At 63.3% G+C, this 23,654-nt stretch carries 21 protein-coding genes and 1 tRNA gene; 7 read left to right on the top strand and 15 right to left on the bottom strand.

Annotation, left to right across the window (positions count from 1 at the left end):
* Positions 1-232: 232 nt before the first annotated feature.
* A complete protein-coding gene (locus BBD46_RS04930; RefSeq protein WP_071400635.1) occupies positions 233-832 on the bottom strand; it encodes a hypothetical protein in 600 nt (199 codons plus the stop codon).
* A 595-nt stretch (positions 833-1,427) separates the two neighbouring features.
* On the opposite strand from BBD46_RS04930, the gene BBD46_RS04935 reads away from it, so the two are divergent.
* From BBD46_RS04935 to BBD46_RS04940, 3 genes are read left to right on the top strand one after another with little or no spacing between them, the layout of a single operon-like run.
* A complete protein-coding gene (locus BBD46_RS04935; protein WP_071400636.1) occupies positions 1,428-2,048 on the top strand; it encodes a DUF7344 domain-containing protein in 621 nt (206 codons plus the stop codon).
* A 56-nt stretch (positions 2,049-2,104) separates the two neighbouring features.
* Positions 2,105-2,341 carry a hypothetical protein gene (locus tag BBD46_RS22120; RefSeq protein WP_139173507.1) on the top strand — a complete coding sequence of 79 codons (237 nt, stop codon included), beginning with the start codon at positions 2,105-2,107 and terminating at the stop codon, positions 2,339-2,341.
* Positions 2,342-2,375: 34 nt separating this feature from the next.
* Positions 2,376-3,551, top strand: coding sequence for a hypothetical protein (locus BBD46_RS04940; protein WP_071400637.1), 1,176 nt, complete (start codon positions 2,376-2,378; stop codon positions 3,549-3,551).
* 105 nt (positions 3,552-3,656) lie between these two features.
* Here the strand turns inward: BBD46_RS04940 and BBD46_RS04945 are convergent, their stop codons facing one another.
* The 3 genes from BBD46_RS04945 to BBD46_RS04955 form a co-directional block, all read right to left on the bottom strand.
* Entirely contained in the window at positions 3,657-4,577 is a 921-nt protein-coding gene (locus BBD46_RS04945; protein ID WP_071400638.1) for a TIGR03571 family LLM class oxidoreductase, read from the bottom strand.
* Between the two features lie 79 nt (positions 4,578-4,656).
* A complete protein-coding gene (locus BBD46_RS04950) occupies positions 4,657-5,727 on the bottom strand; it encodes a M20/M25/M40 family metallo-hydrolase (protein ID WP_071400639.1) in 1,071 nt (356 codons plus the stop codon).
* A 192-nt stretch (positions 5,728-5,919) separates the two neighbouring features.
* Complete coding sequence (locus BBD46_RS04955) at positions 5,920-7,890, bottom strand: aconitate hydratase (protein WP_071400640.1); 1,971 nt, start codon at positions 7,888-7,890, stop codon at positions 5,920-5,922.
* A gap of 304 nt (positions 7,891-8,194) precedes the next feature.
* On the opposite strand from BBD46_RS04955, the gene BBD46_RS04960 reads away from it, so the two are divergent.
* Positions 8,195-8,677, top strand: coding sequence for a deoxyuridine 5'-triphosphate nucleotidohydrolase (locus BBD46_RS04960; protein ID WP_006652544.1), 483 nt, complete (start codon positions 8,195-8,197; stop codon positions 8,675-8,677).
* A gap of 265 nt (positions 8,678-8,942) precedes the next feature.
* On the opposite strand, the gene BBD46_RS04965 is transcribed toward BBD46_RS04960, so the two are convergent.
* The 7 genes from BBD46_RS04965 to BBD46_RS04995 all read right to left on the bottom strand — a co-directional run bounded on the left by BBD46_RS04965 (position 8,943) and on the right by BBD46_RS04995 (position 14,040).
* Positions 8,943-9,015, bottom strand: a tRNA-Arg gene (locus tag BBD46_RS04965).
* A 133-nt stretch (positions 9,016-9,148) separates the two neighbouring features.
* A complete protein-coding gene (locus BBD46_RS04970; protein WP_256374962.1) occupies positions 9,149-9,475 on the bottom strand; it encodes a HalOD1 output domain-containing protein in 327 nt (108 codons plus the stop codon).
* 327 nt (positions 9,476-9,802) lie between these two features.
* Positions 9,803-10,702, bottom strand: a complete 900-nt coding sequence (gene gnd / locus BBD46_RS04975; protein ID WP_071400642.1) for a phosphogluconate dehydrogenase (NAD(+)-dependent, decarboxylating) — start codon at positions 10,700-10,702, stop codon at positions 9,803-9,805.
* A gap of 238 nt (positions 10,703-10,940) precedes the next feature.
* On the bottom strand, positions 10,941-11,357 hold the full coding sequence (locus BBD46_RS04980; RefSeq protein ID WP_071400643.1) for a hypothetical protein: 417 nt from the start codon (positions 11,355-11,357) through the stop codon (positions 10,941-10,943).
* A 147-nt stretch (positions 11,358-11,504) separates the two neighbouring features.
* Positions 11,505-11,975 carry a copper resistance protein CopD gene (locus BBD46_RS04985; RefSeq protein WP_071400644.1) on the bottom strand — a complete coding sequence of 157 codons (471 nt, stop codon included), beginning with the start codon at positions 11,973-11,975 and terminating at the stop codon, positions 11,505-11,507.
* A 119-nt stretch (positions 11,976-12,094) separates the two neighbouring features.
* Positions 12,095-12,652: a hypothetical protein gene (locus BBD46_RS04990; RefSeq protein WP_084777688.1), complete on the bottom strand. Its 558-nt coding sequence runs from the start codon at positions 12,650-12,652 to the stop codon at positions 12,095-12,097.
* A gap of 140 nt (positions 12,653-12,792) precedes the next feature.
* A complete protein-coding gene (locus BBD46_RS04995) occupies positions 12,793-14,040 on the bottom strand; it encodes a hypothetical protein (protein ID WP_071400646.1) in 1,248 nt (415 codons plus the stop codon).
* A gap of 158 nt (positions 14,041-14,198) precedes the next feature.
* Between BBD46_RS04995 and BBD46_RS05000 the strand changes: the two genes are divergently transcribed.
* From BBD46_RS05000 to BBD46_RS05010, 3 genes are all read left to right on the top strand, one after another.
* Positions 14,199-14,594 carry a thiol-disulfide oxidoreductase DCC family protein gene (locus BBD46_RS05000; protein ID WP_071400647.1) on the top strand — a complete coding sequence of 132 codons (396 nt, stop codon included), beginning with the start codon at positions 14,199-14,201 and terminating at the stop codon, positions 14,592-14,594.
* 130 nt (positions 14,595-14,724) lie between these two features.
* Positions 14,725-15,474: an alanyl-tRNA editing protein gene (locus tag BBD46_RS05005; RefSeq protein ID WP_071400648.1), complete on the top strand. Its 750-nt coding sequence runs from the start codon at positions 14,725-14,727 to the stop codon at positions 15,472-15,474.
* A 33-nt stretch (positions 15,475-15,507) separates the two neighbouring features.
* Complete coding sequence (locus BBD46_RS05010) at positions 15,508-16,095, top strand: cupin (RefSeq protein ID WP_071400649.1); 588 nt, start codon at positions 15,508-15,510, stop codon at positions 16,093-16,095.
* A 118-nt stretch (positions 16,096-16,213) separates the two neighbouring features.
* On the opposite strand, the gene BBD46_RS05015 is transcribed toward BBD46_RS05010, so the two are convergent.
* From BBD46_RS05015 to BBD46_RS05030, 4 genes are all read right to left on the bottom strand, one after another.
* Positions 16,214-17,437 (bottom strand): CynX/NimT family MFS transporter, encoded by a 1,224-nt coding sequence (locus BBD46_RS05015; RefSeq protein ID WP_071400650.1) that lies wholly within the window; start codon positions 17,435-17,437, stop codon positions 16,214-16,216.
* 194 nt (positions 17,438-17,631) lie between these two features.
* On the bottom strand, positions 17,632-20,085 hold the full coding sequence (locus BBD46_RS05020) for a heavy metal translocating P-type ATPase (protein ID WP_253184511.1): 2,454 nt from the start codon (positions 20,083-20,085) through the stop codon (positions 17,632-17,634).
* 481 nt (positions 20,086-20,566) lie between these two features.
* The gene (locus BBD46_RS05025) at positions 20,567-22,159 is read right to left on the bottom strand and encodes an ATP-grasp domain-containing protein (protein ID WP_071400652.1); all 1,593 of its coding nucleotides are present in this window, start codon (positions 22,157-22,159) and stop codon (positions 20,567-20,569) included.
* Between the two features lie 28 nt (positions 22,160-22,187).
* On the bottom strand, positions 22,188-23,549 hold the full coding sequence (locus BBD46_RS05030) for a GNAT family N-acetyltransferase (protein WP_071400653.1): 1,362 nt from the start codon (positions 23,547-23,549) through the stop codon (positions 22,188-22,190).
* Between the last annotated feature and the right edge of the window lie 105 nt (positions 23,550-23,654).

The following is a 23,654-nucleotide window of genomic DNA, read 5'->3' on the forward strand; positions in this document are numbered from 1 at the left end:
CACCGCGCCCACCCCGACACCGGTCGTCACCGCCGCAATCCCCATCGAGGGATCACAGATCACCCATCTCGAGCACCGGGTATTGTAATATATTCGTGGACCAAATTATGGGAAAAATTGAGTCCGGTCAACGGTGCCGAGAGAACAGACCCGGAGCAGTATCAGACGAGTTGAAGCAACACCGACACAGTAAACAGCGTATAGACCCGCGTCAACCGGTCACATCTCGCCGTCAAAACTCGTGTACGTCGAACGGGTTCGCAGCCGCTACAAACACCACCTGATCGAGAAGCGTCCCCGATCCACCGTCTTCGAGGACCGTCGTATCTAGAACGATATCCACGCGCGCCGACTCCCCCGGACCGAACGACGCGGCTCGAATCGGAGCAGTCAGATCACTTTGTCCACCATCCGGCCAACGTTCCGTGGGAACGAACTGAATAGCGTCTTCCGGGAGCGTTTCGGTTACGTCCTTGCCATCCGCAAAGAGACGAGCACTGACTGCGCCGCGGTCGCGCGGTCCCGAGGCGTTTGATCCCTGATACCGAAGTGTAAACGCTTCCGCGAGTCGTGTTACAGCGTTCTGGTTCACACCTTCACCGGCCGTGACACTCCCATCGAGCCGCACGCGAAACTGACCTGTCTCGTCCTGATCGACGAAATCGGTCGAGTTCTCGGTCGCATCCAGTGCGAGATAGGCCGCCGAATCGTCTGCAACCGTTACGGAAACCGAGCGGCTCGCTTCGACACTCGAGAACGCACCCGTTCCGAGTATCGTACCTGTTCCTGCGGTGAGGGCTCCTACTCCGAGTATGACTGTGCGTCGTTTCATTGGTCGAGTTGGTCGAGTTGGTCGTATTTTGGTCGGCATTCCCGGGCGAAGCGATGAACACCCGCTCCGGAAGCAGGTTCGAATTGGACGACAGCGCTTCGATGCGGGACTCGTTTCTGTGGTAGTTTGGCTTAGTTATTGTAATTGGTTAATATACTACACTCCACGAACCAGAGAGCAGGTTCAGGCTGTGCCAGAACGGGATTTGGACCGGTCATCGACGAAAGTGGGACGGAGAGTGAGGAGGGCGTCGACACTGGACTGCGCACGAACGCTGCTAGATGACGGACACCCGCAGACACAGCCGGGGTTGGTCCCGTATTAGCGAAGTTGACCGTCATTCAGGCTCGACCAGAGCATGAACACCCGCTAGATATGTGCTGTTGACTCCGCGCCAGCCAGGTATCACTACGGTTGACGAACGATACGCTGACTCATGCGCCACATTCACTTACAGATACCACCCCAAAATCACGTTCTATAACCCGTCTATTGTCTGTTTTCTCCCACAGGCCGGATTGGTAATAGCCACATTCACTTCAGAAACCCTGAACGATAGATAGATTTATCTATAGAAATGTTGACCCACCAACTGATGCGGGGGACCGGAATTGACTACACAACGGACGTACACGTCTCACAATCGAGTCAGGATGGGCTCACCGAGGACGAACTCTTCGAGTTGCTGTCGAACCGGCGACGGCGACACATTCTCCACACGCTCATTACCGAAACCGAGCAGGTCGATATCGGGACGCTCTCACAGGAGATCGCCGCCGAGGAAGACGAGCTCGCGTTCGACGAAGTATCGAGTAGCGACCGAAAGCGCGTCTACACTGCACTCCAGCAATCACACCTGCCGAAGATGGACAACGCGGGCGTACTCGAGTTCAACCGTGATCGCGGCACCGTCGAAGCGACGCCCGCGCTCGAGGACGTCGAAATTTACATGGATGTCGTCCGAGGGCGCGAGCTTCCGTGGAGTGACTACTATATTGGACTGACGGCGGTCATCGCCGTCGTTCTCGGCGGTGCGGCGCTTGGGCTCCCACCGTTTAGCTTCCTGACGATGACAGCGTGGGTCGCGTTCGTCATCGTCGCACTCGGTGTCTCGTCGATTTCACACCGGTATTACGCGCGCAAGAACCGCCTTGGAATCGGGTCATCACCACCGGGGAGTACCGAACTCGAGTATGACGAGTCTGCGTCCAAGTAACGACCGGGAAGTGCAGGGCAGTCGGTTCGACGGAGCGAGACACCAGAACGAGGCCTATGAGAGACAGCACAGAGACGACCGGAACGACAGAGATGGGGCGAGACGACAGCCAGCACGGTATTGTCGAACCTGAATGGATTCGCGGATCAAGCTGGGTAAACGTGACAAGCGGGATAAACGGGACAAACAGCACAAACGAGACGAGCGAGAGAAGCAGCACAAACGAGCCAAGCGACAGAAGCAGCACAAACGGAACAAACGAGACAAGCGTCACAAGCGGGGAGTGGCAATGAACAGAACCGAGACACACAGCAGACAGACAACCCAATGAAACGGACACGGCGTGGCGCGCTTGCACTGATCGCCGGCTCGAGTAGCCTGCTTGCGGTCGAAACGCTCGGGTACTCGAGTGGCAGTGTCGATCGGTCGCTCAATGTCGATGTTGTCGACGACGAGCGGGCGTATCTGGGGCTCGATGAGGAAAGTCCGAACGACGGGCAGTTGTTCGACAGTTCGCGGCTGGCACCGGCGGTGTTCGACATTGCGAATCAGTTTCCGGTGCCGATCGAGGTTTCGGTTGCACTCGAGGCCGGTGACGGGAGTGAGAAAGCGACGAAAAGCGAGCGTGCGGACGAGGACGCGAGCAGAGACGGAACCGAGAACCACCAGCACGACAATACCAGACCCGACCTCCGAGTCGGCACCCTCAACGGAGACGGTTACGTCATACCGGGAGTCCACGCGTCACTCGCTCCAGGAGCCCAACAGTCCAGACTCGCCATCGATCTGAACCCCTGTGGCATCAGTCGCGGCGAGCTCGCCACCGAGCGGTCCGGAACGCTCCTCATTACCGCCAAGAACAGTGCCACCGACGCAGAGGACTCGGAAGTGATAGCGACAGTAGCCAGATCGTTCGTACTCGAGTCGAATCTGCTCGCACGGATCAGCGTGCCGTGGTCAGATGCAGTTGCGGTGGTTAGAGAGCACCACGACGCGGAGCTGGTGATCGAAGTCGTCGACTGTCCAAGCGGAGAAACGAGAGCTCGTCTCGAGAGTGGCCTACGATTGCCGGGGATTCTTCGACTGGTTCCGGAAGTCGATGGAGCGTCGAGTTCACGACGAGCGGAGCAAGAGCACCACGAGATCGGTGTCGATTCGACCGACGAAATCGAGGCAACGGTTGAACGGTCGATGTCGAACGAGCCCGGGAATGGGGGTGGACCGGGAGAGAGCCCCGGAAGTGGTCCTGAAAACGGTTCAGGTGAGACACCCGGAAACGGCGCAGGAGATGGGGCGGGGAACGGACCGCCGAGTACATCCGATCACGGAGACGGCGACGACACCGAATCTGCCGAAGACAACGAAACCGACGACGAAACGACACAACAGCGTCCGGGTAGCGAGCCGTACGTCGAACTTGCGCCCGACTCACTCACTCCGGACGAGGAGAGTGCTGACGTTCCAACCGAAACGATTCGGATCCCGTTCCCGACGACTGACTGACCACGACACCGCCACTTCGAACGCAGCTTTCAGGCTCAATTTTCACGTTCAGCGTTCAACGTCCCGCTTTCGGAAGGGCTGTTCAGAGTTGGTGGACAGTCACACTCAGTGGCGGGCCAGAATCCCATCGGCGAACCGCTCCAGTCCGCGCTCTGCATCCTCGTTTTCGACCGAGACGATCGCGTGGTCGAGACCCAGCGCGTCGAGTCGTGCGAAATAGTCCTGGAACCACTCCATTCCGGCCCGGTACCCCAGATGGAGCGGCTCCGGCTCCGCCTCAGGGTCGTCGGCGAATTCGACGCGAACCGCGATGGCGAAGGGTTTCTCGCCGGCGGCCTCGCGCCACTGTGCGAGGTAGCTCTCGAGTGTCGGCTCCGGCAGGTGGTAGAACAGCCAGCCGTCACCGTGGTCGGCGATCCAGGCGTCGGACTGGCGTGCGTTGCCGGTCGGCAACAGCGGAATCGTCTCCGTCGTCGGCGTCGGAACGAGATCGAGGTCGCCCTTGAGGTGGCCCCACTGGCCATCGCGTTCGACGAAGTCTTCGCGCCAGAGCGTGCGGACGGTTTCGACGGCCTCGCGGAACAGTGCACCGCGTTCCTCGCGGTCGACGCCGAACGCCTCATACTCGGGGTCGCGGTCGCCGGAGGCCACACCGAGGACGAGTCGGCCGTCCGAGAGCTGGTCCACCGTGGCGGCGGCTTTCGCGACGTGAATCGGGTGCCGAAGCGGAAGAACGACACTCGAGGTGCCGAGTGCGATTTCGTCCGTGTGGGCCGCGACGTGTGAGAGCCACGGCCAGGTGTCGAACGTCTGGCCGGCATCGCCGAACTTCGGCCAGTACGTCGGAACGTCGCGCGCCCAGAGGCCGTCGAAGCCGAGTGTCTCGGCTCGCTGTGCGAGTTGTATCTCGGCTCCAACGTCGGGCATCGACCAGTTCGTACCCGTTATGGGGAAGCCGACACCGAACGTCAGTCCGTCACCGCCGAACAGTCGCCGGTATCCAGCGTTTTCGTGTCCAGTCGGCATTCGACCGAGCTATCGGGGCCGAGCGGATGACAGTATCGGTCTGAGCGCGTGAGATGTCGATCACCGACCGACAGCCCGCTCAGAGATCGACTTCGAACGGCGCAAACTCGTCCGCACGGCTCGCGAACGCACCAAGCAGCGTCGCAATCTCCTCGAGATCGTCCGTATCGATCAGCTCAACCGGCGTGTGCATGTACCGGTTCGGCACGCTGACCACCTGCGAGGGAATCGCCCCTGCCGCAGTGAAGAAACTGTCCGCGTCCGTCCCGGTTCCCCGTCCGAGCGCTTCGACCTGCAACTCGAGTTCACGCTCGTCTGCGATCGATCGTAGCGCGTCGAAGACGGCTGGATGGTTCGTGCTGCCGCGACCGAGGGCCGGGCCACCGCCGAGTTCCATCTGGCTCGTCTTCGTGCTCGGCGCGGAGGGGTAGTCGACCGCGTGGCCGACGTCGACGACGAGGACGGCGTCGGGTTCGAGGTCGAAGCCGACCATCTGTGCGCCCTTCCGACCGACTTCCTCCTGAACCGTGGAGACGGCGTAGACGGTCGCGTCGGTGCCGGTTTCGACGGCCTGCCGGAAGCCTTCGGCTGCCGCCCACGTCCCGACGCGGTTGTCGAGGCCGCGGCCGGCGAGGCGCGTCTCCGAGAGCCACGACACTGTCGAGGAGAACGTGATCGGATCGCCGATTTCGATGCGTTCGCGCGCTGCCTCCTCGCTTTCGGCACCGATGTCGATCCAGAGATCTTCGATGTCGGCCTCCGACTCGTCCTCGCGAAGGTGAATCGCGTTCTGTCCGATTACACCCTCGACGGACCCACCGTCGGCGTGGATCGTGACGTGTTGGCCCTGCGAGACCGACGGATCAGTCCCCCCGACGCGGCCCGGCCTAACGAAGCCGTTGTCATCGATCGACTTGACGAGGAAGCCGATTTCGTCGACGTGGCCGGTCAGCGCGATTTCGGGTGCGTCAGCGTCGTCGGCACTGGCCCCCTCGTGTACCGCAACCGCGTTCCCGTAGGCGTCCGTGCGAACCTCGTCTGCGAACTGGCTGACGTAGTCGATCCAGACGCGCTGGCCGCGCGTTTCGTAGCCTGATGGCGAGGGCGTCTCGAGTAGGTCCGTGAGAAAGGTACGCGAATCGTCGTGCATAGTGCTCGGTTGGGAGCGTTGTACTTTACGTCCCGTGGTTTCCGTGTCGGAACGACTGGCTGGTCTCGCCACTGGGAGACGAGTGGAGAGACTGTGGAGTCAACGGTTCTCGGTCGTCGCGCAAAAATGGAGACTAGTTGTCGAACGGTCGAGCCGGGGACTGATACGTGACCAGTGACGAGCGGTCAGCGATCAGTCGTCAGCCGGCGTCGCGCCGCTTGCGCCCTCTGCCTGCTCGCGCGTCCAGGCGAGCTTGCCACCGGCGGCGAGGATGTCGCGCTCACGCTCGGAGGCGTCGAGGGTTGCGGTGAACTCGTCGTCGCCAACGCGGACGGTGAACTCTTCCTGGCCGCTCGTGACGGCCTCGTAGACGTCGTCGACGATTTCGACGTCGTCGCCCTGGTCGATCGACTCGTAGGTGTCCTCGTCGATCGTCAGCGGGACGATACCGAAGTTGAAGAGGTTCGCGCGGTGGATCCGGGCGAAGCTCTGTGCGAGGACGGCCTCGATGCCGAGGTACATCGGACAGAGGGCTGCGTGTTCACGCGAGGAGCCCTGTCCGTAGTTCTCGCCGGCGACGAGGAAGCCGCCGTCGGCGTCGAGTGCGCGCTCGGCGAAGGTGTCGTCGACGCGCGAGAGCGTGAACTCCGAGAGCTTGGGGACGTTCGACCGGTACATCAGGATGTCCTGCGTCGCAGGGATGATGTGGTCGGTCGTGATGTTGTCCTCCATCTTGAGGAGTGCTTCACCCTCGACATCGCTGCTAAGCTGGTCGCGGATCGGCACGTCGCCGATGTTCGGACCTTTGATGAGTTCGTCGTCGACCGCTTCGTCGGGTGCGATGAGGTCCGTCTTGGAGCCGTCGTACTCTTCGGGGAGTTCGACACCTGGGGCCTCGAGATCTTCTTCTTCCTCCTCGAGGTCGCGTGGGTCGATGATCTCGCCCTTGATCGCCGCGGCGGCGGCGACCTCCGGCGAACAGAGGTAGACGTTGTCGTCTTCGATACCCGAGCGGCCCTCGAAGTTGCGGTTGAACGTCCGCAGCGAGACGGAGTCGCTCGCTGGCACGTGGCCGATACCGATACAGGCTCCGCAAGTTGCCTCGGAGAAGTTGACGCCGGCGGCCATCATCTCCGCGACCCAGCCCTCACGGGCGAGCATCTCGGAGGCCTGCTTCGAACCGGGTGCAACGATCGTTTCGGTCTCCATCGAGGTCTCGCGACCCTCGAGCATCTTGGCGACGGGGAGGATGTCCTCGTAGCCGCCGTTCGTACAGGAGCCGACGATGACCTGTTCGACGTCCTCGCCAGCGACTTCGCTGACTGGGACGACGTTGTCAGGCATGGACGGCTGTGCGATGAGCGGTTCGAGGTCCGAGAGGTCGACGACGATCTCGTCGTCGTACTCTGCGTCCTCGTCCGGCTGGATCTCGACGTACTCGTCGCCACGACCGACGCGCTCGAGGTAGTCCTCGGTCTGGTGGTCGGTTGGGAAGATCGACGTCGTCGCGCCGAGTTCCGTCCCCATGTTCGTGATCGTCATCCGCTCGGGTGCGGTGAGCGTCTCGACACCGGGGCCGGTGTATTCGAGAATCTTGCCGACGCCACCCTTTACGGAGAGACGGCGGAGCATCTCGAGGATGACGTCCTTCGCCGTTGCCCACTCGGGGAGTTCGCCCTCGAGGCGGACGTTGACGATTTCCGGCATCTCGATGTAGTACGGTGCGCCACCCATCGCGACGGTGACGTCGATCCCGCCGGCACCGATGGCGAGTTCGCCGAGGCCGCCGGGGGTCGGGGTGTGGCTGTCCGAGCCGAGCAGCGTCTTGCCGGGCGCTGCGAAGTTTTCGCGGTGAACGTTGTGACAGATACCGTTGCCGGGGCGAGAGAAGTGAGCGCCATATGTACCGGCCGCAGAACGGAGGAAACGGTGATCGTCAGTGTTCTTGAAGTCGAACTGGTATGTCTGGTGGTCGCAATACTGGGCTGCAATTTCGGTCTGGACTTCGTCCAGTCCCATCGCTTCGAACTGGAGCCAGACCATCGTCCCAGTGGTGTCCTGGGTAAGTACCTGGTCGATCTCGATCCCGATCTCCTCGCCGGTCTCGAGTTCGCCCTCGACGAGGTGATCGTCAAGAATCTTTTCGGTGAGAGTCTGTCCCATAGCACCCAAATCTCGGGTGGCCGGCATGATAAATCCAGCGTGTTCTTTCCAGATAAACCATGGCAATTGCGCCCACATGCATTGTTTTCACGCAACTTTTGCAGTTCACCGACGTTCGTCACGGCTGGCGTACACAAGTGTGTGATACCGCCACCCACCGACCACAGTTCAACAGTCACCGCCCAGCCCGATTTGACCACTGCTACCAGTACCCAGGAAGCGAGCGGACACCGTGTGAACAGGACCCGAGTCGACCCGAAAGGATACGTTTTTCTCGATACCAGCATCTCTCCGGCATACGATCATGTTTCGCTCCGGAGCCTTCGTCGCAGACCACGTGACACCCACCGAAGACAGCCAGATCCAGCCAAACGGTGTCGATCTCACCCTCGATCTCGTCTTCGAGCAACTCGAGCCCGGTCGCATCGGTCGCGACGGCAAGCAGATCGGTGACCGCGTCGCCCGACCACTCGAGGAACTCGAGCAGCGCGATCCGGATACGTACTACCTCCCGAAGGGTGCGTACGTCGCGCGGTACAACGAGCGCATCGCGATTCCGGAGGGCCACATCGGTTTCGTCTACCCGCGTTCGTCCCTGATGCGCAACTCCTGTATGCTCAACACGGCGGTCTGGGACGCCGGCTACGAGGGACGCGGCGAGGGGCTCTTGCAGGTTCACCACGATGTCGAGATCGAACGCGACGCTCGCATCGCCCAGTTGGTGTTCGCAGAGGCGAACCACGAAGACGTCTACGACGGCAGCTATCAGGGAGAAAACATAGAGTAAAACAGGAACACTCTCTGTCCGACACCACGGACGAGCACCCGGTGAACGACTGTCTCAACGCTAAAAGCAACGATTCTGCTATTGGGTAGGCGTGGTGGGAGTGAGCGAACGCACCGCGTTCGTAATCTACGTCGCATCCGTGAGGTGAGTAAAGCGAACCGAACGGGCGCGACGGGATTGTGAACCACGGTCGGAGCAGAGCTCCTCCCTGATTCAAATCCCGCTCGGTTCGCTATTCGTGTTCGCTGTCGCTCACACAGAATAGCGGGCGCGACGGGATTTGAACCCGCGACATCTTGGTCCGGAACCAAAAACTCTGTCCACTGAGCTACGCGCCCTTCCCTGTTTGTAGGGCACCCATCAGCAAAATGATTCCCGTTCCGGACAATCGCAGATCGCAGGTCAGCGGTCGCAAGCGATCGACACAGCACCCGCTCACGAGTCTGACAGACACCAGACGCACACTTGAACTTAAATCGTTGGCTCAGTGTTGACTATGCCACCCGAACCGTCGGCGGCAGTGCTGTCCTTGCCAAGCGAAATCTCGACAGTCTCAGCCGTCGTCTCGTCCGTCGCTTCGACCGTCACCTGTCGACCGTGGTAGGTGAACTCGAGTCGGTCAAGGCCGGGACTCGACTCACAGAGCGAATCGAGCACGTCGGGATCGATGACGTTGTAGAGTGGCTCGAGTTCGATCGGATCTGTACCGTCAACGCGGGCGATCAGGTCGACGACGGCCATACTTGGGCGTTGATCTGCAACTGCGACGGAGACTGACTGCGCGCTGTGCGAGTTCATAACTAATGCTGTGGGTACCAGTGGTAAAGAAAATGACCCAATATTGCAGCCACAGTAGTCACGAGAGAATGAGTGTCAGGTGAGAGACCACGAGTCGCCGCGGATCTCCTGAGACTCCGGTTGTGGGTAGATAGCGGCGACGGTGGCATAATCCTTCCGGTGTTCTCTGCAGCGCCCAGAGGCAGTTTGAGCGGACAGAGAATCCCGGTGTCGGGAACGACGGTCGGAACAACCCACTGATGGGGTATTTTTGAACGGTGGTGAGCAGCCCAGGTATGCCGTCCAGATGAGGAGATAGACGAAACGACGAAGAGACGGTGAGCCCGCTCAGTCGCGGCGCTGAACCTCGTGGCGACCGAAACCGTAGCGAAGCCTGTTCGCGAGGCGGCGCGAGAATCGGCCGTCGTCGGCCCGCGAGCCGAACCGCTCGGAGAGGGCAGTGTAGATCAGCGGCAGCGGTACCTCCTGCTCGAGTGCTTCCTGTACCGTCCAGGTTCCCGTGGAGCCGCCCTCGACGCGGTCGGCGACGTCGCCGAGGTCGCTTCCCTCCTCGCGGAACGCCTCTTCGCAGAGTTCGAGGAGCCACGAGCGGATCACCGCGCCGTTGTTCCAGACCGAGGCGACGCTCTCGAGATCGAGGTCGTACCGGCCCTCGTGGAGCAGTTCGAATCCCTCGCCGTAGGTCTGCATGAGCGCGTACTCGACGCCGTTGTGGATCATCTTCACGTAGTGGCCGGAGCCCGCGGGACCCATTCGTTCGTGGCCGTCGGGGCCGGTCGCGACGGCGTCGAAGACGGGCGTAAGTTCCTCGTAGGCCCAGGTCGGTCCACCGACCATGAGCGAAAAGCCGAGTTCCGCACCGGCGGGTCCGCCGGAGGTGCCACAGTCGAGGTACGCCGCGGAGCAAGCCTCCGCACGGCGAACGGAGTCCTCGAAGTAGGAGTTCCCGCCGTCCACTACCACGTCGTCGTCCGAAAGATGGGGATCGAGGTCATCGAGCGTCGCGTCGACCGCCTCCCCGGCAGGAACCATCAGCCAGATGCGTTTCTCGTTGCCGAGTCGGTCTGCGAGGTCCGCGACCGAGTCCGCCGGTTCGGCGCCGGCATCGGCAGCCGTTGCGACCGCTTCGGGGCTGAGGTCGAAGGCGACGACATCGTGGCCCGCATCGAGGACACGGTCGACGACGATCTGTCCCATACGTCCGAGTCCGATAACGCCCAGTTGCATAGCGGTCGGTCCGCGGCGGAGCGAGGTAGTGGTTGTGATTTTGCGGCCCGATCGCTCGTGTCGCGATGTGTCGCGATGTGTTGCGATGCTGGCCGGCTGTCGTCAACTGCAACAGAAGAGAGCGAAAAGCAGGTTCTGCAGATCGCGGTCTGAGACCGGGTACCGTCAGTGGCACTGCCAGTGTCGTTGCCGATGGGTTCGTACTAGCGAGTGGACTCGAGTACCCCTGAAACTGGATCTACTGCAGCGGTTCTTCGAGGTGAGCCCAGCCAATTGCATCGAGGACGACGATGCGGTCGTCGTACTGGACGTAGACGCCGTTGTACTCGGTGCCGGTTCCCTCGTAGTAGGGGAGCGATTCGCGGACGGCGTCGACGATCGACCAGGCGCCGTCGCGCTCTAGGGTGACGTGTTCCCACTCCTCGTGGGCGTCGTGGCGGACTGCGCGCGCGAGCGCTCGTCGGGCACCGGGGATGTCGTCGAGTCGGCGAGAAGAGATATCGACGACGGTCGCACCGGCGGGGACCGACGAGGGGTGGACGATACGCGCGCCGAGGTTCGCCTTGGATCGGGCGGCGGAGTCCGCAGAGCGACTCGAACTGAGTACGTACCCGGCAACGGCTGCTGTTCCGACCGCGAGAACAGAGAGTGCCATACCTTTCCCCCTGAACATCATGAGAGTACCTTACAGTAACTGACTAAGTATCTTTCGCAAGAATGTTGGTTGCTCCCAGCAATACGATACAAAAAAGACGGCTTGCAGGATCCAGGAAACGAACGAGTCGGAATGAAAGGAGACAGCCTACAGCGGCAGCGACATCGCGAAGTTCGTCGTAATCGCGCCGGCGACGACGAGCAGTGCGATGGCGACGACGGCAGCGAGTCGATACAGACCGAGCGCGTTCGCCGCCGGTTCCCGGAGTTTCTTCCCGTTGAGGCCACTTTCGAGTCGCTTCGAGCCGATCTCGACCAGCGCCGCGAGGACCAACCAGAGGCCGACCATCGCGAGGACGAGTTGGCCGTCGATCGACCCGAACAGGCTCTCGGACGTGTATCGTTCGGCTGCCAGGTGACTGCCCGTGAGCAACAGGACGAGTGCGCTCACGCGCGAGATTGTCGTCAGCTTACTCGAGATGACTTCGAGCGGTGCCGTCGAGTTGAACTCACCGTCGCGGGCGAGGGGCAACACGACGAACGCCACGTAGAAGACGCTTCCCGCCCAGATCGCGGCGAAGACGAGATGCAGCGTCTGTGTAACGAACGTCTCGACCATGTCACTGTCTTGGAGACTGATGGTATCAGCGTTCCGACTCGGGAGCGGTGATGTGAGTCGGTCACATCACAACCGATCGACTTGGTGAGCGACGACGGGTGTGTCGCTGCAATCGCGAGCTACTCGAGCCACTCCCACTCGGCGGTCCAGTGGATCAGCCGGCGGCGAAGGAGCGCGTAGAGGAGTGAAACGGCGAGACCGCCGAGAATCGCCGCGGCGACCCAGCCGTCGAAGACGAGCAGTGCTGGAACGGCGAGGGTGGTGGCGAGCACCGCGTCTTCGGGTGCGCCGTCGTAGCGAATCCACCGTCGGGGACGAATCCAGCGCCCGCGGACGTGGTCGTAGACGGCTCGCTCCGTGCGGTTTTGCCAGGGGTCCATCTCGGGGCCACCGCCGAGTGCGTCGCTGGCGGCGTGAAGCCAGGCTGCGGCAACGAACGCGGCGAGACTGGCGGTTACAGCACTGGGTGAAAGCGCCACAATTGCAATCGCACCGAGGACAGCAGCCACGCCGGCAACCGGGAAGTGAAACGTCCGCCGGTGGGTAAACGGCAGGTCGAGATCCGGAGCGATTCCGCCAGCGATCGCGCCGACTGCGAGCGGTCCAGACAGCTCCGGGGAGAGATACGCGACCGGAGCGACGAGTGCGAGGCCAGCGAAGACGTGGGTCGTCGCCATCATCGGAGGGGATCACCGGCCATACTCGACGTTCGGTGTAGAGATCTAAAAGCACTCGTTCGCCGGCAGTTCGGCCTGCAGGGGACGCTCGCGTGAACGTAACGTTGGAGGGAGAACAGAGTATTGCCGGAGTGTCGCCGTCAAACGGGGTTACAAAGCGCCCACACGTCCTCTGTCGGCTCGAGTCGGTGCGGTTCTGCACCCCGACTCGTCAGAATCCCCGTGTGGTACAACATCGCCTTGAGCTGGAACACCGTCGGTGCGTGGTAGACCTCGCCGTCCGTCAGTGCCTCACACCGGAGGGATCCACCCTCGGTCAACACCCGCCGCCGCACGGCCTCGTCGCCGCGGACGAACAACTCGACGGTGAACGTCGGGTGCAACTCGTGGCAGTGCGTGACCAAATCGACGAGCGACGGATCGGTGTTCCAGTCGTCGTGCATCGTTTGCAACTCGCCGACGAGCAGTTCGGTCGCGGGGTACTGGAAGACGACCCGGCGAGCCAGTTGTCCCCACGCTGGCGCGAGATCGACGAACCGTTTTTGCGAGCGGTACCACTCCTGAAACGCCGCGAGTGCCGCCTCGACCGACCCGCAGTGGGCCTTCGCAAATCGGACGACTTCCTCACCGAGCGACGTGAGCGCGACGCGCTCGCGGTCCTCGATCAGGCCGAGGAACGCCGCCCCACGTCTGGCGTCGTCAACGGCACTGACCACATCGTACTCGGCGAGGAGCGTCGCCGTGTCGCCATCAGCGTAGTGTGCCAGCGGATAGCCGAGGTAGTTCTTCGGATGATTCAGGCCGAACGACCTGTCCGCGACGCCCTGCGCGCTCGCCTGGAATCGCAGCGCCGACGCTTCGGTCGTCGTTCGGTTGCCTACCAGCCGGGGGCGCTCGAGTACCGCGACATCACCGCCCACCTTCACGCCGAGAACGCCGACGTTCAGCTCCCGGGCGAGCGTCCGGTCAGTGTTCGTAATCGCCGTCGCCGGTGCCGCGATGTACGCCGCGTTCGCCTCGTGGAGGCGGTCGTAGGCCTGCATGATGGCGCGCTCGGTGTCGACGCCGTTGCTCGTACCCGTGCTCGTGTGCCCCTTGGCCTCGACGGCGACCAGCGGCGGCTCCTCGCCGAGGCGGTCGACCGCGAGCAGGTCGGACTCGAGTACCTGTACGCCGACGAGGTCGGGAAATCCACCGCCGATTTCGACGTGGTTGAACGGGGCCAGACAGTCGCGGACGGCAGGATCGATGGGGTGGCCGGGGAGCCACTCTTCCTGGGAGAACTGCGTGTCGGCGACGACGTAGGATTGGTCGTCTGTGGGGAAGAGTCGTCGCTTGGTGTGGGCGAGGACCTGTGGTTCCGAGAGCGGTCGGGCCGCGCTGCTCATGGCGCTGCATTGGTGACGGGAAGCAATAATGTTCTGGCGGCGGCCGAGGGGTGGTGGCAATGACTAGCCACGGCGAGACGGAAACGAGACGGACGAGAACGGCTATCGGCACCGATTAGACACAGTACTGGTTAGTAACTGGCCGACGAGTATTACGCATGGAGACACCGACACTCGTCTACGACGACGATTGCGGGTTTTGCACTTGGTGGGCGGACTACCTTACGTCACGGTCATCGATCCCACTCGTGGGATTCAGTGATCTCGATCAGACGCCCGAGCTACGAGCGGCGTTGCCGGAGCAGTACGAGGACTGTTCGCACCTGGTTACCGAAGACGGCGTTCACTCCTGTGGCGAATCGATCGAACAAGCGTTTTTGCGCGCCGATATCGGCGGCCCGGTTCACGACCTCGTCCGGTTCGTTCACCACTTCGAGGAGTACCAGCAGGTGCGAGACCACGGCTACGAGTGGGTTGCAAACAACCGGGATCTACTCGGGAACTACTTCTCGAAGACGCCGCCGGCCCGGGTGGACGGACAGGAGGGAGAGTGATGAGCACGATGAGTGACGAGCACAGCGTACGCAGCGACGACTAACGGGTGACAGATGACGCGCCGGTGCTGCCTGCTGTGCTCCACCGCCCAGCGAAGGATATTCGACGGCGTGGTGTCTGCACTCACCCATGACCGACGCACTCTATCTCGAGGACTCCGAACAGACGCAGTTCGTGGCGACTGTCGACCGTATCGCCGACGACCGCGTCGTGCTCGACCAAACGGCGTTCTACCCCGAAGGCGGCGGCCAGCCAGCCGATACCGGCAGCCTCAGACTCGAGGACGGTGACGAATCGTGGTCCGTCACCGACGTTCAAAAGAGGGATACCATCTACCACCACCTCGAACTCGAGAACGACACGGAACCGCCGGCTCCAGGCACAACAGTCGTCGGCGAACTCGACGCCGACCGTCGCCGTGCACACAACCGCTACCACACCGCCCAACATCTGCTCTCTGCCGTCCTTCTCGAGGAGTTCGACGCCCAGACGACGGGTAACCAGCTGTACGCCGACCGCGCGCGCCTCGACTGTGCATACGAGCGATTCGAGGACGCCGACCTCGAACGACTCGAGCGGCGGCTGAACGACCTCGTCGACGACGAACTCACAGTCACGTGGAACACCCTCGACCGCGAGGACGCCGAAGCGCGCCTCGACCCAGACCGAACGCGACTCCACCTCTTGCCGGAGTCGATCACCGAGGTACGGATCGTCCAGATCGGAGCCAACGACAACGTCATTGACCGTACTGCCTGCGCTGGTACGCACGTCGAGAACACGGGCGAGATCGGCCATATTGAGGTGACCGGGCGCGAAACGCGCGGTCCCGACGAGGAACGGGTTCGGTTCCAACTCAGTGCCGATCCGAGACAGTAACAATTTCTTGGCAGTCGGTCACGAACAGCGCGCATGGAACACATCTCGATCGACGATATCGAGTCAGCACCGTACGACGACCTCCACACCGGCCGGCGCGACCTCGCGACCGCACTCGGCACCGACCACCTCGCTATCACACACTACGTACTCGAGTCCGGCGAGCGATTCAGCGGATCGGTCCACGCGCACATGGATCAGGAGGAAGTGTTCGTTGTACTCGAGGGGGAGGTGACGTTCGAGGTTGCACGAGTGGGTGGAGAGCAGGACGAGCAGAACGAGCAGAACGGGTTGGACGAGCACGATAAATACGATAGGCAGGACGTGAAAGACGGGCAGAACGGAAGGGAACTCACCGTCGCCGAACGGGAAGCAATTCGCTTTGCACCCGGCGAGTTCCAGTCCGGGCGAAACGATGGCGACGAGCGAGTCGTCGCGCTCGCACTCGGGGCACCGCGGGACAGCGACGACGTTCGAATTACACGGATTCCGGTGCTCGACGACAGGGATGTCTCGTGTCCGGACTGCGACCACGACCACCTGCGAATTGGACGCGAGGCCGAGGCCGAACTGGTCTGTCCGGAGTGTGGCACGGGGGTCGAAATTGAGGATCACGATTGAAGACTGGGGTTCGACGGAATCGGTTGCTATGCGCGTCCGGTAGCTGACCAGGCGTGTTCGGTAGCCGACCAGCAACGGCCTCTGGCCGCCATCTACGGCCGCGGCGTATCGTCCCACTCTACGGCCGCAGCGCCCACCCCGCCAGCACGACGACCAGTCCGCCCGCCGCGAGCAGCCCGAATCCGGGGACGAACGAGCCAGTCGCATCCCGGAGCGCGCCGATCAGGACCGGCCCGAAGAAGCCGCCAATCTCGCCGACCGCGAAGATGAAGCCGACCGCGGTTCCGGTCAGTCTGGCACCGATGCCCTCGAGTTCGGGTGGGATCGCACGGACCAGCGGCGAGACGCCGCCGGTGCCGATACCGGCGACGACGATGCCGAGAACCGCCAGCGCGCCGGTGGTGCCCGCGATGAGGAGCCCGACGCCGGCGAAAGCGGCCGTTCCACACGTCATCAGCGCCTGTCGCCGCGCGTCGAATCGGTCCGCCAGTTCGGGAACCGCGAGGACGCCGCCGACGTAGGCGACGACGAACAGACTCGTCGCCTGGCCCGCGCGACCGGCCGACAGCCCGCGGGACTCCAGCAACGTCGGAAGCCAGCCCTGCATGCCGTGGTTGAGCAGGAGGTACATCGCGCCGAGCACGACGACGAGCTGGAGCTGGCGGTGGGTGAGGACGAGCCGGAGGTCAGTGTGGACGGACTCGAGTGAGAACGAGTCGTCGGTGCCGCGCTGGGCGTCGTTCGTGCGCCCGTCAAGTCGGGTACGGAGCGCAACCAGGAGCCAGAGGACGCCGTAGAGGACTGAAACAATACCACTCCAGAGGAACAGCGCGCGCCAGCCGCCGAGAGCGGGCCCGAGGATGGGACGGCCGACGGCGAAGACGAACGCGGAGCCGGCAGAGGCACCGACGAGGTAGATCGAAGAGGGACGACCGGTTTTACCGGGCGGAAAGAGGACGCCGACGAGTTTCGGGAGGCCGAAGGTGATCGCGGTCGCGCCGACCCCGAGCAGGAGCGTCCAGGCGAGCAGCGAGGGGAAGCCGGTGGCGACGCTGCGGCCGATCTGGGCGACGCCGTAGCAGAGGACGCCGGCCGCGAGGCTGCGACCGGGTCCGATGCGGTCGACGGCGAGCCCCGAAAACAGCGCAAGCGGGATGTAGGTAAGCGGGACGGCACCGGCGAGGAGGCCAGCCTGCGTGCTCGTGAGGCCCAGTTCGCCGATGATCGTCGGGAGGTACGCCGGGAGGGAGAACCAGACGAACATCAGACAGGTGTAGCTCCCGGTGGCGAGGAAGACGAGCCAGTAGGCGCGGCGCGTGTCGACGGCGGTACTCGCCGTCATCGCGATCGGTCGCGCAAGTGGCGACACGCACGGTGTATTGGCGACAACATCGACGCTGTTCCTCGGACGTGAGCGGGATGCGACCCGACGGCCCGAGTAGTTTGCCCTCGCGGTGGAATCCGCCGGCTCGCGGGGAGACTCCCGCGTCGCTGTGTCCGTCAATACGGTCGTGTGGACGTCAGTATCGCCGAGTACTACGCCGAGAGCAACGGCCGCCACGAGTTCGCCGCGATGATCCCCGCAGTCCCCACGACGCCAACCGTCGTGAACAGCGGATTCAACACACCGGCGACTGCGAGCGGAATCACGAGCGCATTGTAGCCGAACGCGAGTATCAGATTCTGGTACACCCGACGACGGGCAGTCTGGGCGAGGGCGAACGCCCGCTCGACGCCCGCGAGGTCGTCGTCGACGATAGCGAGGTCGGCCGCGTCGGCGGCCAGCGCCGTCCCGCTGCCGAGCGAGATGCCGAGGTCGCACGCGGCGAGCGCCGGCGCGTCGTTCGTCCCGTCACCGACCATCGCGACGCGGTTTTCCTCGCAGAGCCGGCGAATAGCGGCGGTCTTGCCATCCGGCGGGACACCTGCGAAGACGTGGCTCACGTCCGCGTGGGCCGCGAACGACGACGCCGCGTTCCCCTCGTCGCCGGTGAGAACGACGACCTCGATACCGTTCGCTGCGAGCGCCGTGATCGTCTCGTCCCACTCTGCTCGTGCCTCGTCGCCGATGACGATGATCCCCTCCGCACAACCGTCACGTCCGACGAGCACCGGCAACCGGCCCGCTGATCGGGCCGACGCTGCGCGACGCTCGAGTGAGTCGGAACAGTCCCACCCGCGGGCCGCGAACAGATCAGGGTGACCGACGAGTACACGGTTCCCGTCGACGAGCCCGGAAACGCCGCGGTCGTGTGTGGCGAACTCGTCAACGTACTCGTCGGCAGAATTGTCCGTAGCCGTCTCGGAACTCGTGGTCACGCCACCGTCGGCGTCGTCGGTGTCGTTGGTGTCGTCGGTATTCGATGACGCGGTCCCGCCGTCAGAGCGGGCCGATTCCGACCCCGCAAAGGCATCCGCGATCGCTTGTGCCGCCGGATGTGCAGCGCGGTACTCGAGTACCCCCGCGGCCTGCAACAACTCGGGCGGCGCGTCGGCCTCGAGGACGGACATCTCGCCGGTGGTGAGGGTGCCGGTCTTGTCGAAGACGACGACGTCGATGCTGCGGAGGCGTTCGAAGACGGTTTCGTCGAAGACGATGATGCCGTGGGCCATCGCCTCGCGGATGCTTGCGGCGACGGAGCAGGGGGTGGCGAAGCCGAGTGCCCACGGGCTGGCGACGATGATCGTCAGGAGTGTCGCCAGTGTGGCGGTCGTGTAGCTGGCACCCTGTGCAATGGTTGCGACGGCGACCGCTCCGGCGACGACGAGGACGAACGGGAGTGCGAGCGCGGCGAGGTCGTCCGCGCGGCGCTGGAGGCCGTGGGTCGCACTCTGGAGATTCCAGACGACCTGCGTGAGTCTGTCGATGCTGCTGGTTGGGTGTTCGCCGACGGCGACGACGGCGGCGTTGTCCAGCACGACGGAGCCGCCGACGACCTCCTCGCCGGCCGTCTTCGTGACGGGCAGCGATTCACCGGTGACGACCGCCTCGTCGACTCGACAGGTGCCCGTCGTGAGCGTGCCGTCGACGGGGATGCGCTCGCCCGCCCGGACGAGGACCCGATCACCGCCAGAGAGATCCTCGACGGGGGCGGAACGGGTGTCGGCCGCGTCGTCATCGGCGGGCGATGCGCTCGTCTCGTGGCCCTGGTCTCCCTGGCTGGGGTCGTACAGCCGCGCCGTCGATACCTGCGAAATCGTGAGCGCAGTGAGGCGGTCCATCGCCTGGCGCTTCCCCATCGCCTCGGCGAAGAACGCGGCCATGACCAGCGCAGCGACGAGCACCGTGAGATCGTAGTAGATGTCGTTCCGGCCGGCGAAGATGGCGATGGTACCATAACAGAACGCGGCACCGATGGTGAGCGCGGCGAGCAGGTGCGTACTCGCTCGGCGGCGTCGAAGACTGATGTAGGCCCCGCGTAACAGGGGCATCCCGGCGAGGTAGAGCACGGCACCGGTGACAGTGAAAAACAGCGGCAGGATCAGCGTCCCGTCGAACCGTTGGAAGGCCTCCTCGTAGAGTGCGAGGAAGCCCCAGTCGACGACGCCGGCGAGATACGTCGGATACAGCACCGCGACGTAGGGCACGAGCAGGAACGAACCGAAGACGACGCCGACGATGTACCGAATCTCGAGCATGTCGTCCGAGCGGCGCTTTCGGATGCCCGTCATTTCGCGCGAGCGCTGGGTGCCGCCGGTCGACTCGGGGACGGTACTGGTACTGGTACTGGTATTAGTGGCGGACTCTGCATCCGTCTCGGACTGTGACCCCGTCGTTGCCGTTTCTTTGGTCCTCCCCGTTGCCTCCTCGCGACGATAGGCCGTGTAGCCGGTTCGCGTCAGGACCGACTCGAGTTCGACCGCAGAAACCCGATCGGGGTCGTGATCGACGCGGACGGTTTCGGTGACGTAGCTCGCAGTGGCCTCGTGAACGCCGGGTGTGGATTCAGCGACGTACTCGAGATAGGATTCACAGAGAGCGGCGTGCATGCCGTCGATTCGGTAGAAGGTTTGAGCGTGGTCGCTGCCGGAGTTGGGTCTGGTATCTATCTCTCCGCCCGTTTCCGCACCGGTAGCCGGCACTCCGAGTGCAACCGCCACAGTTCGACAGCCGGGAGAACAAAACGACTCCGTGTGCCGGGTAGGGCGACTGGAACCGCTAGCGCTTGCCGCCTCGGAGACGTGTTCCCGGTCGTCCCCGAGCGTGGCTCCACACAGCGAGCAGTGGTCGCTTCCGGGTCGCCGGTCAGACTCCACAGCGAGTGTCGTCCGCCGAGTCAAATAACGGTACGTACGCCCACGACGTGTGATAGGTTCGGCACTAGACGCAGATCCGGCACTGGGCGCGTGATCGATTCAGAACCTGGCGTGCACTCAATTCAGTCCGGGCTGGTCCCAGGTCGGATTTCGAGTGTGATTCTCCGCCCAACGTCGACCCTGATTTTTACCAGTAACCGCACACTGCACAAGACTACCGCAGCGACTGTGCTGCGTTCAGTAGGTCCCGAACGAACGGTTTGGGGTCGGTCCGGCTGAGGTAATCGAACCGCGGTTCCGCAACGATAGACCGGCAAACATCCCACAGCGCCGTCGAAAATCGCGGCTTCTCCACCAGCGGCACGTCCGCCGTCAGGATCGAATGGAGGTGCAACAGCTCCCCCCGGAGGAGGTGGCCACCGATCCCCACCTCGTAGCTGTGGTCGATCCGCTCGTCCTCACCCGTCGCAAGCAGCCAGTAGTAGTACGGAAAGTCCGCCCCCGTCTGCACCGTAAACGGCAGCGACGACCAGAACCGCGGGTTAATCTCCATCAGCTTGAACTCACCCGTCTCCTCGTCGCGCAGGAACTCCACCATCGCCAGGCCGTGCCACTCGAGTGCATCGAGCAGCGTTCGCCCTGCCTCTTCGAGTGCGGGAATCCGAACCGACTCGCGGTAGGAACTCGGGCCGCCGGCGTAGCTGTAGCCCCGTCGCTGGCGGTGCTGGAAGGTCGCGACTGGCTCGCCGCGGTCGTACAGCGCAAAGAAGGCGTACTCGTCGCTCGTCGGGACGTACTCCTGCACGATCGGGGTGTGGCGCATCTCGGCGTGGAGGGACTCGAGTGTCGATGCCGTGGTGTCGGCGGTGGCTGTGGTGTCGCCGGTATTGGTGGCAGGAGCGGTGTCGGCGGTGGCTGTGGTGTCGGCAGTATCGCTCGTGTCTCTGGTATCGGTAGCGTCGCCATCGCGGTCACCATCATCGCCTGCCAACGGCGAGGGAGACGCTGCACTGGTCCCGCCGTCGGTATCGAGGTGATCGTGCGAGTAGTCTGTCGTGCCGGCTGCTGTATGCGTGGAACTGGTCGGTGTCGCGGTCAGCGTGTTGGCACGAACGTCGCCAGCGAAGTCGGCCGTCGAGGATCCAGTGGCGCTATCGTCGCCCGGTAGCGGAGAGTCGGTCGAACCGTTCTCGGGAGTAGGCGTCCCGCTCGCCGGTGCGACCTCGATCCGCTCGTCGTCGGCGTGATCGAACTCGAGATAGCGAGTCGACGGCGGTGCGAGGCAGGTTTTGGGACCGTATCGGTCGACGTACTCGGCCGTAAGGATCGAATACCGCGGTTTGACGATCCACTGTCGGTCCGGGTCGGGAACCTCGGTGCACAGCGTCGTTTCAGGAATAGACACGCCCGCCTCCGCCGCAGTGTCGAAGAGTTCGATGCGATCCTGAACGCGCGCGAGCGTCTGCAGGTCGGGCCAGGGCGTTCCGATGTGGTCGGCGAATTCGTCCCGGTACGCTGCAAGAACGTAGATGTCCGGCTCGCGCACGGGAACAATCGTTTGTACGTCGGGACGCTTCGCGAGCGACAGCAGCGCGTCCCTATACGCGAGCAGGTTCTCGTGTGGCGACGGCACGACGACTGCCTCGTCGCAGTAACGCGATCGGAACGACGGGGTCCGCTCGTCGCTCGAGACGACAATAGTCCGGATTCCCCGTCGCGCGAACGAGCGAAGACACGCGAGCGAGCTCGGCGCGGTGATCCCCGGCACGACGACTGACTTGCGCCCACCCCAGACGTTCGATTCCATAGCGAGCGGTCCACAGCGGGGAGAAATGTTATGTTGTGTCTAAATCGAGCCGCGAGAAACACCAGTCGCCTGCCGAACACGTTTCGATCCCGCCCGCTGCGTTCACACCAGCACGAGCAGCATCATCATGATCATCATCCACGAGATCACGTACCAACAACGTCCGACAGGCCGGCTGCAGGATCGTCGAGAGCGGAAACCGCGTATCCGGATAGAACCGGTACCGAAGCGGCTTCGGCAGCGTCTCACCGAACGCCGTCACGAACGCCCGCTCTCGCGCATCGGCCAGCGCCCGCACGAGGAGGGACTCGAGTGCATCGCTCTCAGCCTCGAGGTCGCGCGGCACCGTCTCGACGAACTCGATGGACTCACCGGCGGCGGTGCTGTTGGGGGCGGTGACGAGTGCGGCAACCGGTTCGTCACCGCGTGTGGCGACGTACGTTGGATAGGACTGGGTTGGTCGATCGAAACGCCATCGGTAGAACGTCTCGCTCCGGTCGGTGTGGTAGCCGTCGGGGATCGAACGCTGATAGATGGCTGCGAGGACTGCGGCCGGTGGCCGGTCGTGGCGCTCGATGGTGAGTTCGGTGTCGGTCGTCGCGAGCAGGCGGTCGCCAGCACGGTGGACGGTCGGCACTGCAGCCGTGACCGACTGGGCGACGCGGTCGGCCGCGCGAACGCTGCGGTCGTCGGCCACTGAACCGGCGTCCGTAGTGTTGGCTGTCGCTGTCGGCGACGGGGCGTCAGTTCTGGGCAGTGAGTCCGGCGATTTCGCCGGGTGTGGTGTCGAAAGTCGTGTCGAACCGTCTGCTATATTCGACCCGGCCGAGTCCGCTGTTACAACCGATTCGGCCGAGTCCGTCGGCTCCGTCCTTGCTGTCTCGCCCGTTACCGCTCGCAGCACAGTACTGGGATCCTGGGGTCGATAGTACATCGGCACCGTTCCTACGTCCCGCCAGCCGTGGTTGATGTTTCCCTGCTTCGAGTGCTCGTTTGGAAAGTTAAAACAGAACGCCGGGTTCTGCGCCTGGCCAGTGTAGCGCTCAAGTGCCAGTTCGTTCATTCGGCCGAACAGTCCCTGTCGCCGGTGGTCGGAACGGACCATCGTGTCGCAGGGCTGGAACGCTCGGAAGACGGTTTCCCCGTTGCGGATCGGTTGCGCGAAGAACGACCGCGCGCCGACGAGTTCGCCGTCCCGCTCGGCGACGATAATCGGCACGTGGTCGACGAATGGATTTCGCTCGAATTTCCAGCGGAACCAGTCGGTTCCGCGTTTCCGGTCGAAGACCGCTTCGTAGAGGGAGAGGAAGGCGCTCCGATCGCTCGGTCGAAACGGCCGGACCGTGTACGACGCCTGCGGACGCGGTCGAGTCGAGCGGAACTGGTTCATGGGGAGTGTCGATACCGACGGTGGAGTGGTCGCTTCGTCATTTCCTGTCACGTCTCGTCTCGCCCCCCGCGTTCACGTCGGTACGACAACAGTCCCTTCAGTCGC

The organism is Natrialba sp. SSL1 (genome assembly GCF_001861355.1).
Lineage (GTDB): Archaea > Halobacteriota > Halobacteria > Halobacteriales > Natrialbaceae > Natrialba.

Excerpts from the sequence above, each read along its gene's own strand:
- BBD46_RS04930 (WP_071400635.1), bottom strand. The coding sequence starts at position 832 with ATGAAACGACGCACAGTCATACTCGGAGTAGGAGCCCTCACCGCAGGA.
- BBD46_RS04935 (WP_071400636.1), top strand. The coding sequence starts at position 1,428 with ATGCGGGGGACCGGAATTGACTACACAACGGACGTACACGTCTCACAA.
- BBD46_RS22120 (WP_139173507.1), top strand. The coding sequence starts at position 2,105 with ATGAGAGACAGCACAGAGACGACCGGAACGACAGAGATGGGGCGAGAC.
- BBD46_RS04940 (WP_071400637.1), top strand. The coding sequence starts at position 2,376 with ATGAAACGGACACGGCGTGGCGCGCTTGCACTGATCGCCGGCTCGAGT.
- BBD46_RS04945 (WP_071400638.1), bottom strand. The coding sequence starts at position 4,577 with ATGCCGACTGGACACGAAAACGCTGGATACCGGCGACTGTTCGGCGGT.
- BBD46_RS04950 (WP_071400639.1), bottom strand. The coding sequence starts at position 5,727 with ATGCACGACGATTCGCGTACCTTTCTCACGGACCTACTCGAGACGCCC.
- BBD46_RS04955 (WP_071400640.1), bottom strand. The coding sequence starts at position 7,890 with ATGGGACAGACTCTCACCGAAAAGATTCTTGACGATCACCTCGTCGAG.
- BBD46_RS04960 (WP_006652544.1), top strand. The coding sequence starts at position 8,195 with ATGTTTCGCTCCGGAGCCTTCGTCGCAGACCACGTGACACCCACCGAA.
- BBD46_RS04970 (WP_256374962.1), bottom strand. The coding sequence starts at position 9,475 with ATGAACTCGCACAGCGCGCAGTCAGTCTCCGTCGCAGTTGCAGATCAA.
- gnd (WP_071400642.1), bottom strand. The coding sequence starts at position 10,702 with ATGCAACTGGGCGTTATCGGACTCGGACGTATGGGACAGATCGTCGTC.
- BBD46_RS04980 (WP_071400643.1), bottom strand. The coding sequence starts at position 11,357 with ATGGCACTCTCTGTTCTCGCGGTCGGAACAGCAGCCGTTGCCGGGTAC.
- BBD46_RS04985 (WP_071400644.1), bottom strand. The coding sequence starts at position 11,975 with ATGGTCGAGACGTTCGTTACACAGACGCTGCATCTCGTCTTCGCCGCG.
- BBD46_RS04990 (WP_084777688.1), bottom strand. The coding sequence starts at position 12,652 with ATGGCGACGACCCACGTCTTCGCTGGCCTCGCACTCGTCGCTCCGGTC.
- BBD46_RS04995 (WP_071400646.1), bottom strand. The coding sequence starts at position 14,040 with ATGAGCAGCGCGGCCCGACCGCTCTCGGAACCACAGGTCCTCGCCCAC.
- BBD46_RS05000 (WP_071400647.1), top strand. The coding sequence starts at position 14,199 with ATGGAGACACCGACACTCGTCTACGACGACGATTGCGGGTTTTGCACT.
- BBD46_RS05005 (WP_071400648.1), top strand. The coding sequence starts at position 14,725 with ATGACCGACGCACTCTATCTCGAGGACTCCGAACAGACGCAGTTCGTG.
- BBD46_RS05010 (WP_071400649.1), top strand. The coding sequence starts at position 15,508 with ATGGAACACATCTCGATCGACGATATCGAGTCAGCACCGTACGACGAC.
- BBD46_RS05015 (WP_071400650.1), bottom strand. The coding sequence starts at position 17,437 with ATGACGGCGAGTACCGCCGTCGACACGCGCCGCGCCTACTGGCTCGTC.
- BBD46_RS05020 (WP_253184511.1), bottom strand. The coding sequence starts at position 20,085 with ATGCACGCCGCTCTCTGTGAATCCTATCTCGAGTACGTCGCTGAATCC.
- BBD46_RS05025 (WP_071400652.1), bottom strand. The coding sequence starts at position 22,159 with ATGGAATCGAACGTCTGGGGTGGGCGCAAGTCAGTCGTCGTGCCGGGG.
- BBD46_RS05030 (WP_071400653.1), bottom strand. The coding sequence starts at position 23,549 with ATGAACCAGTTCCGCTCGACTCGACCGCGTCCGCAGGCGTCGTACACG.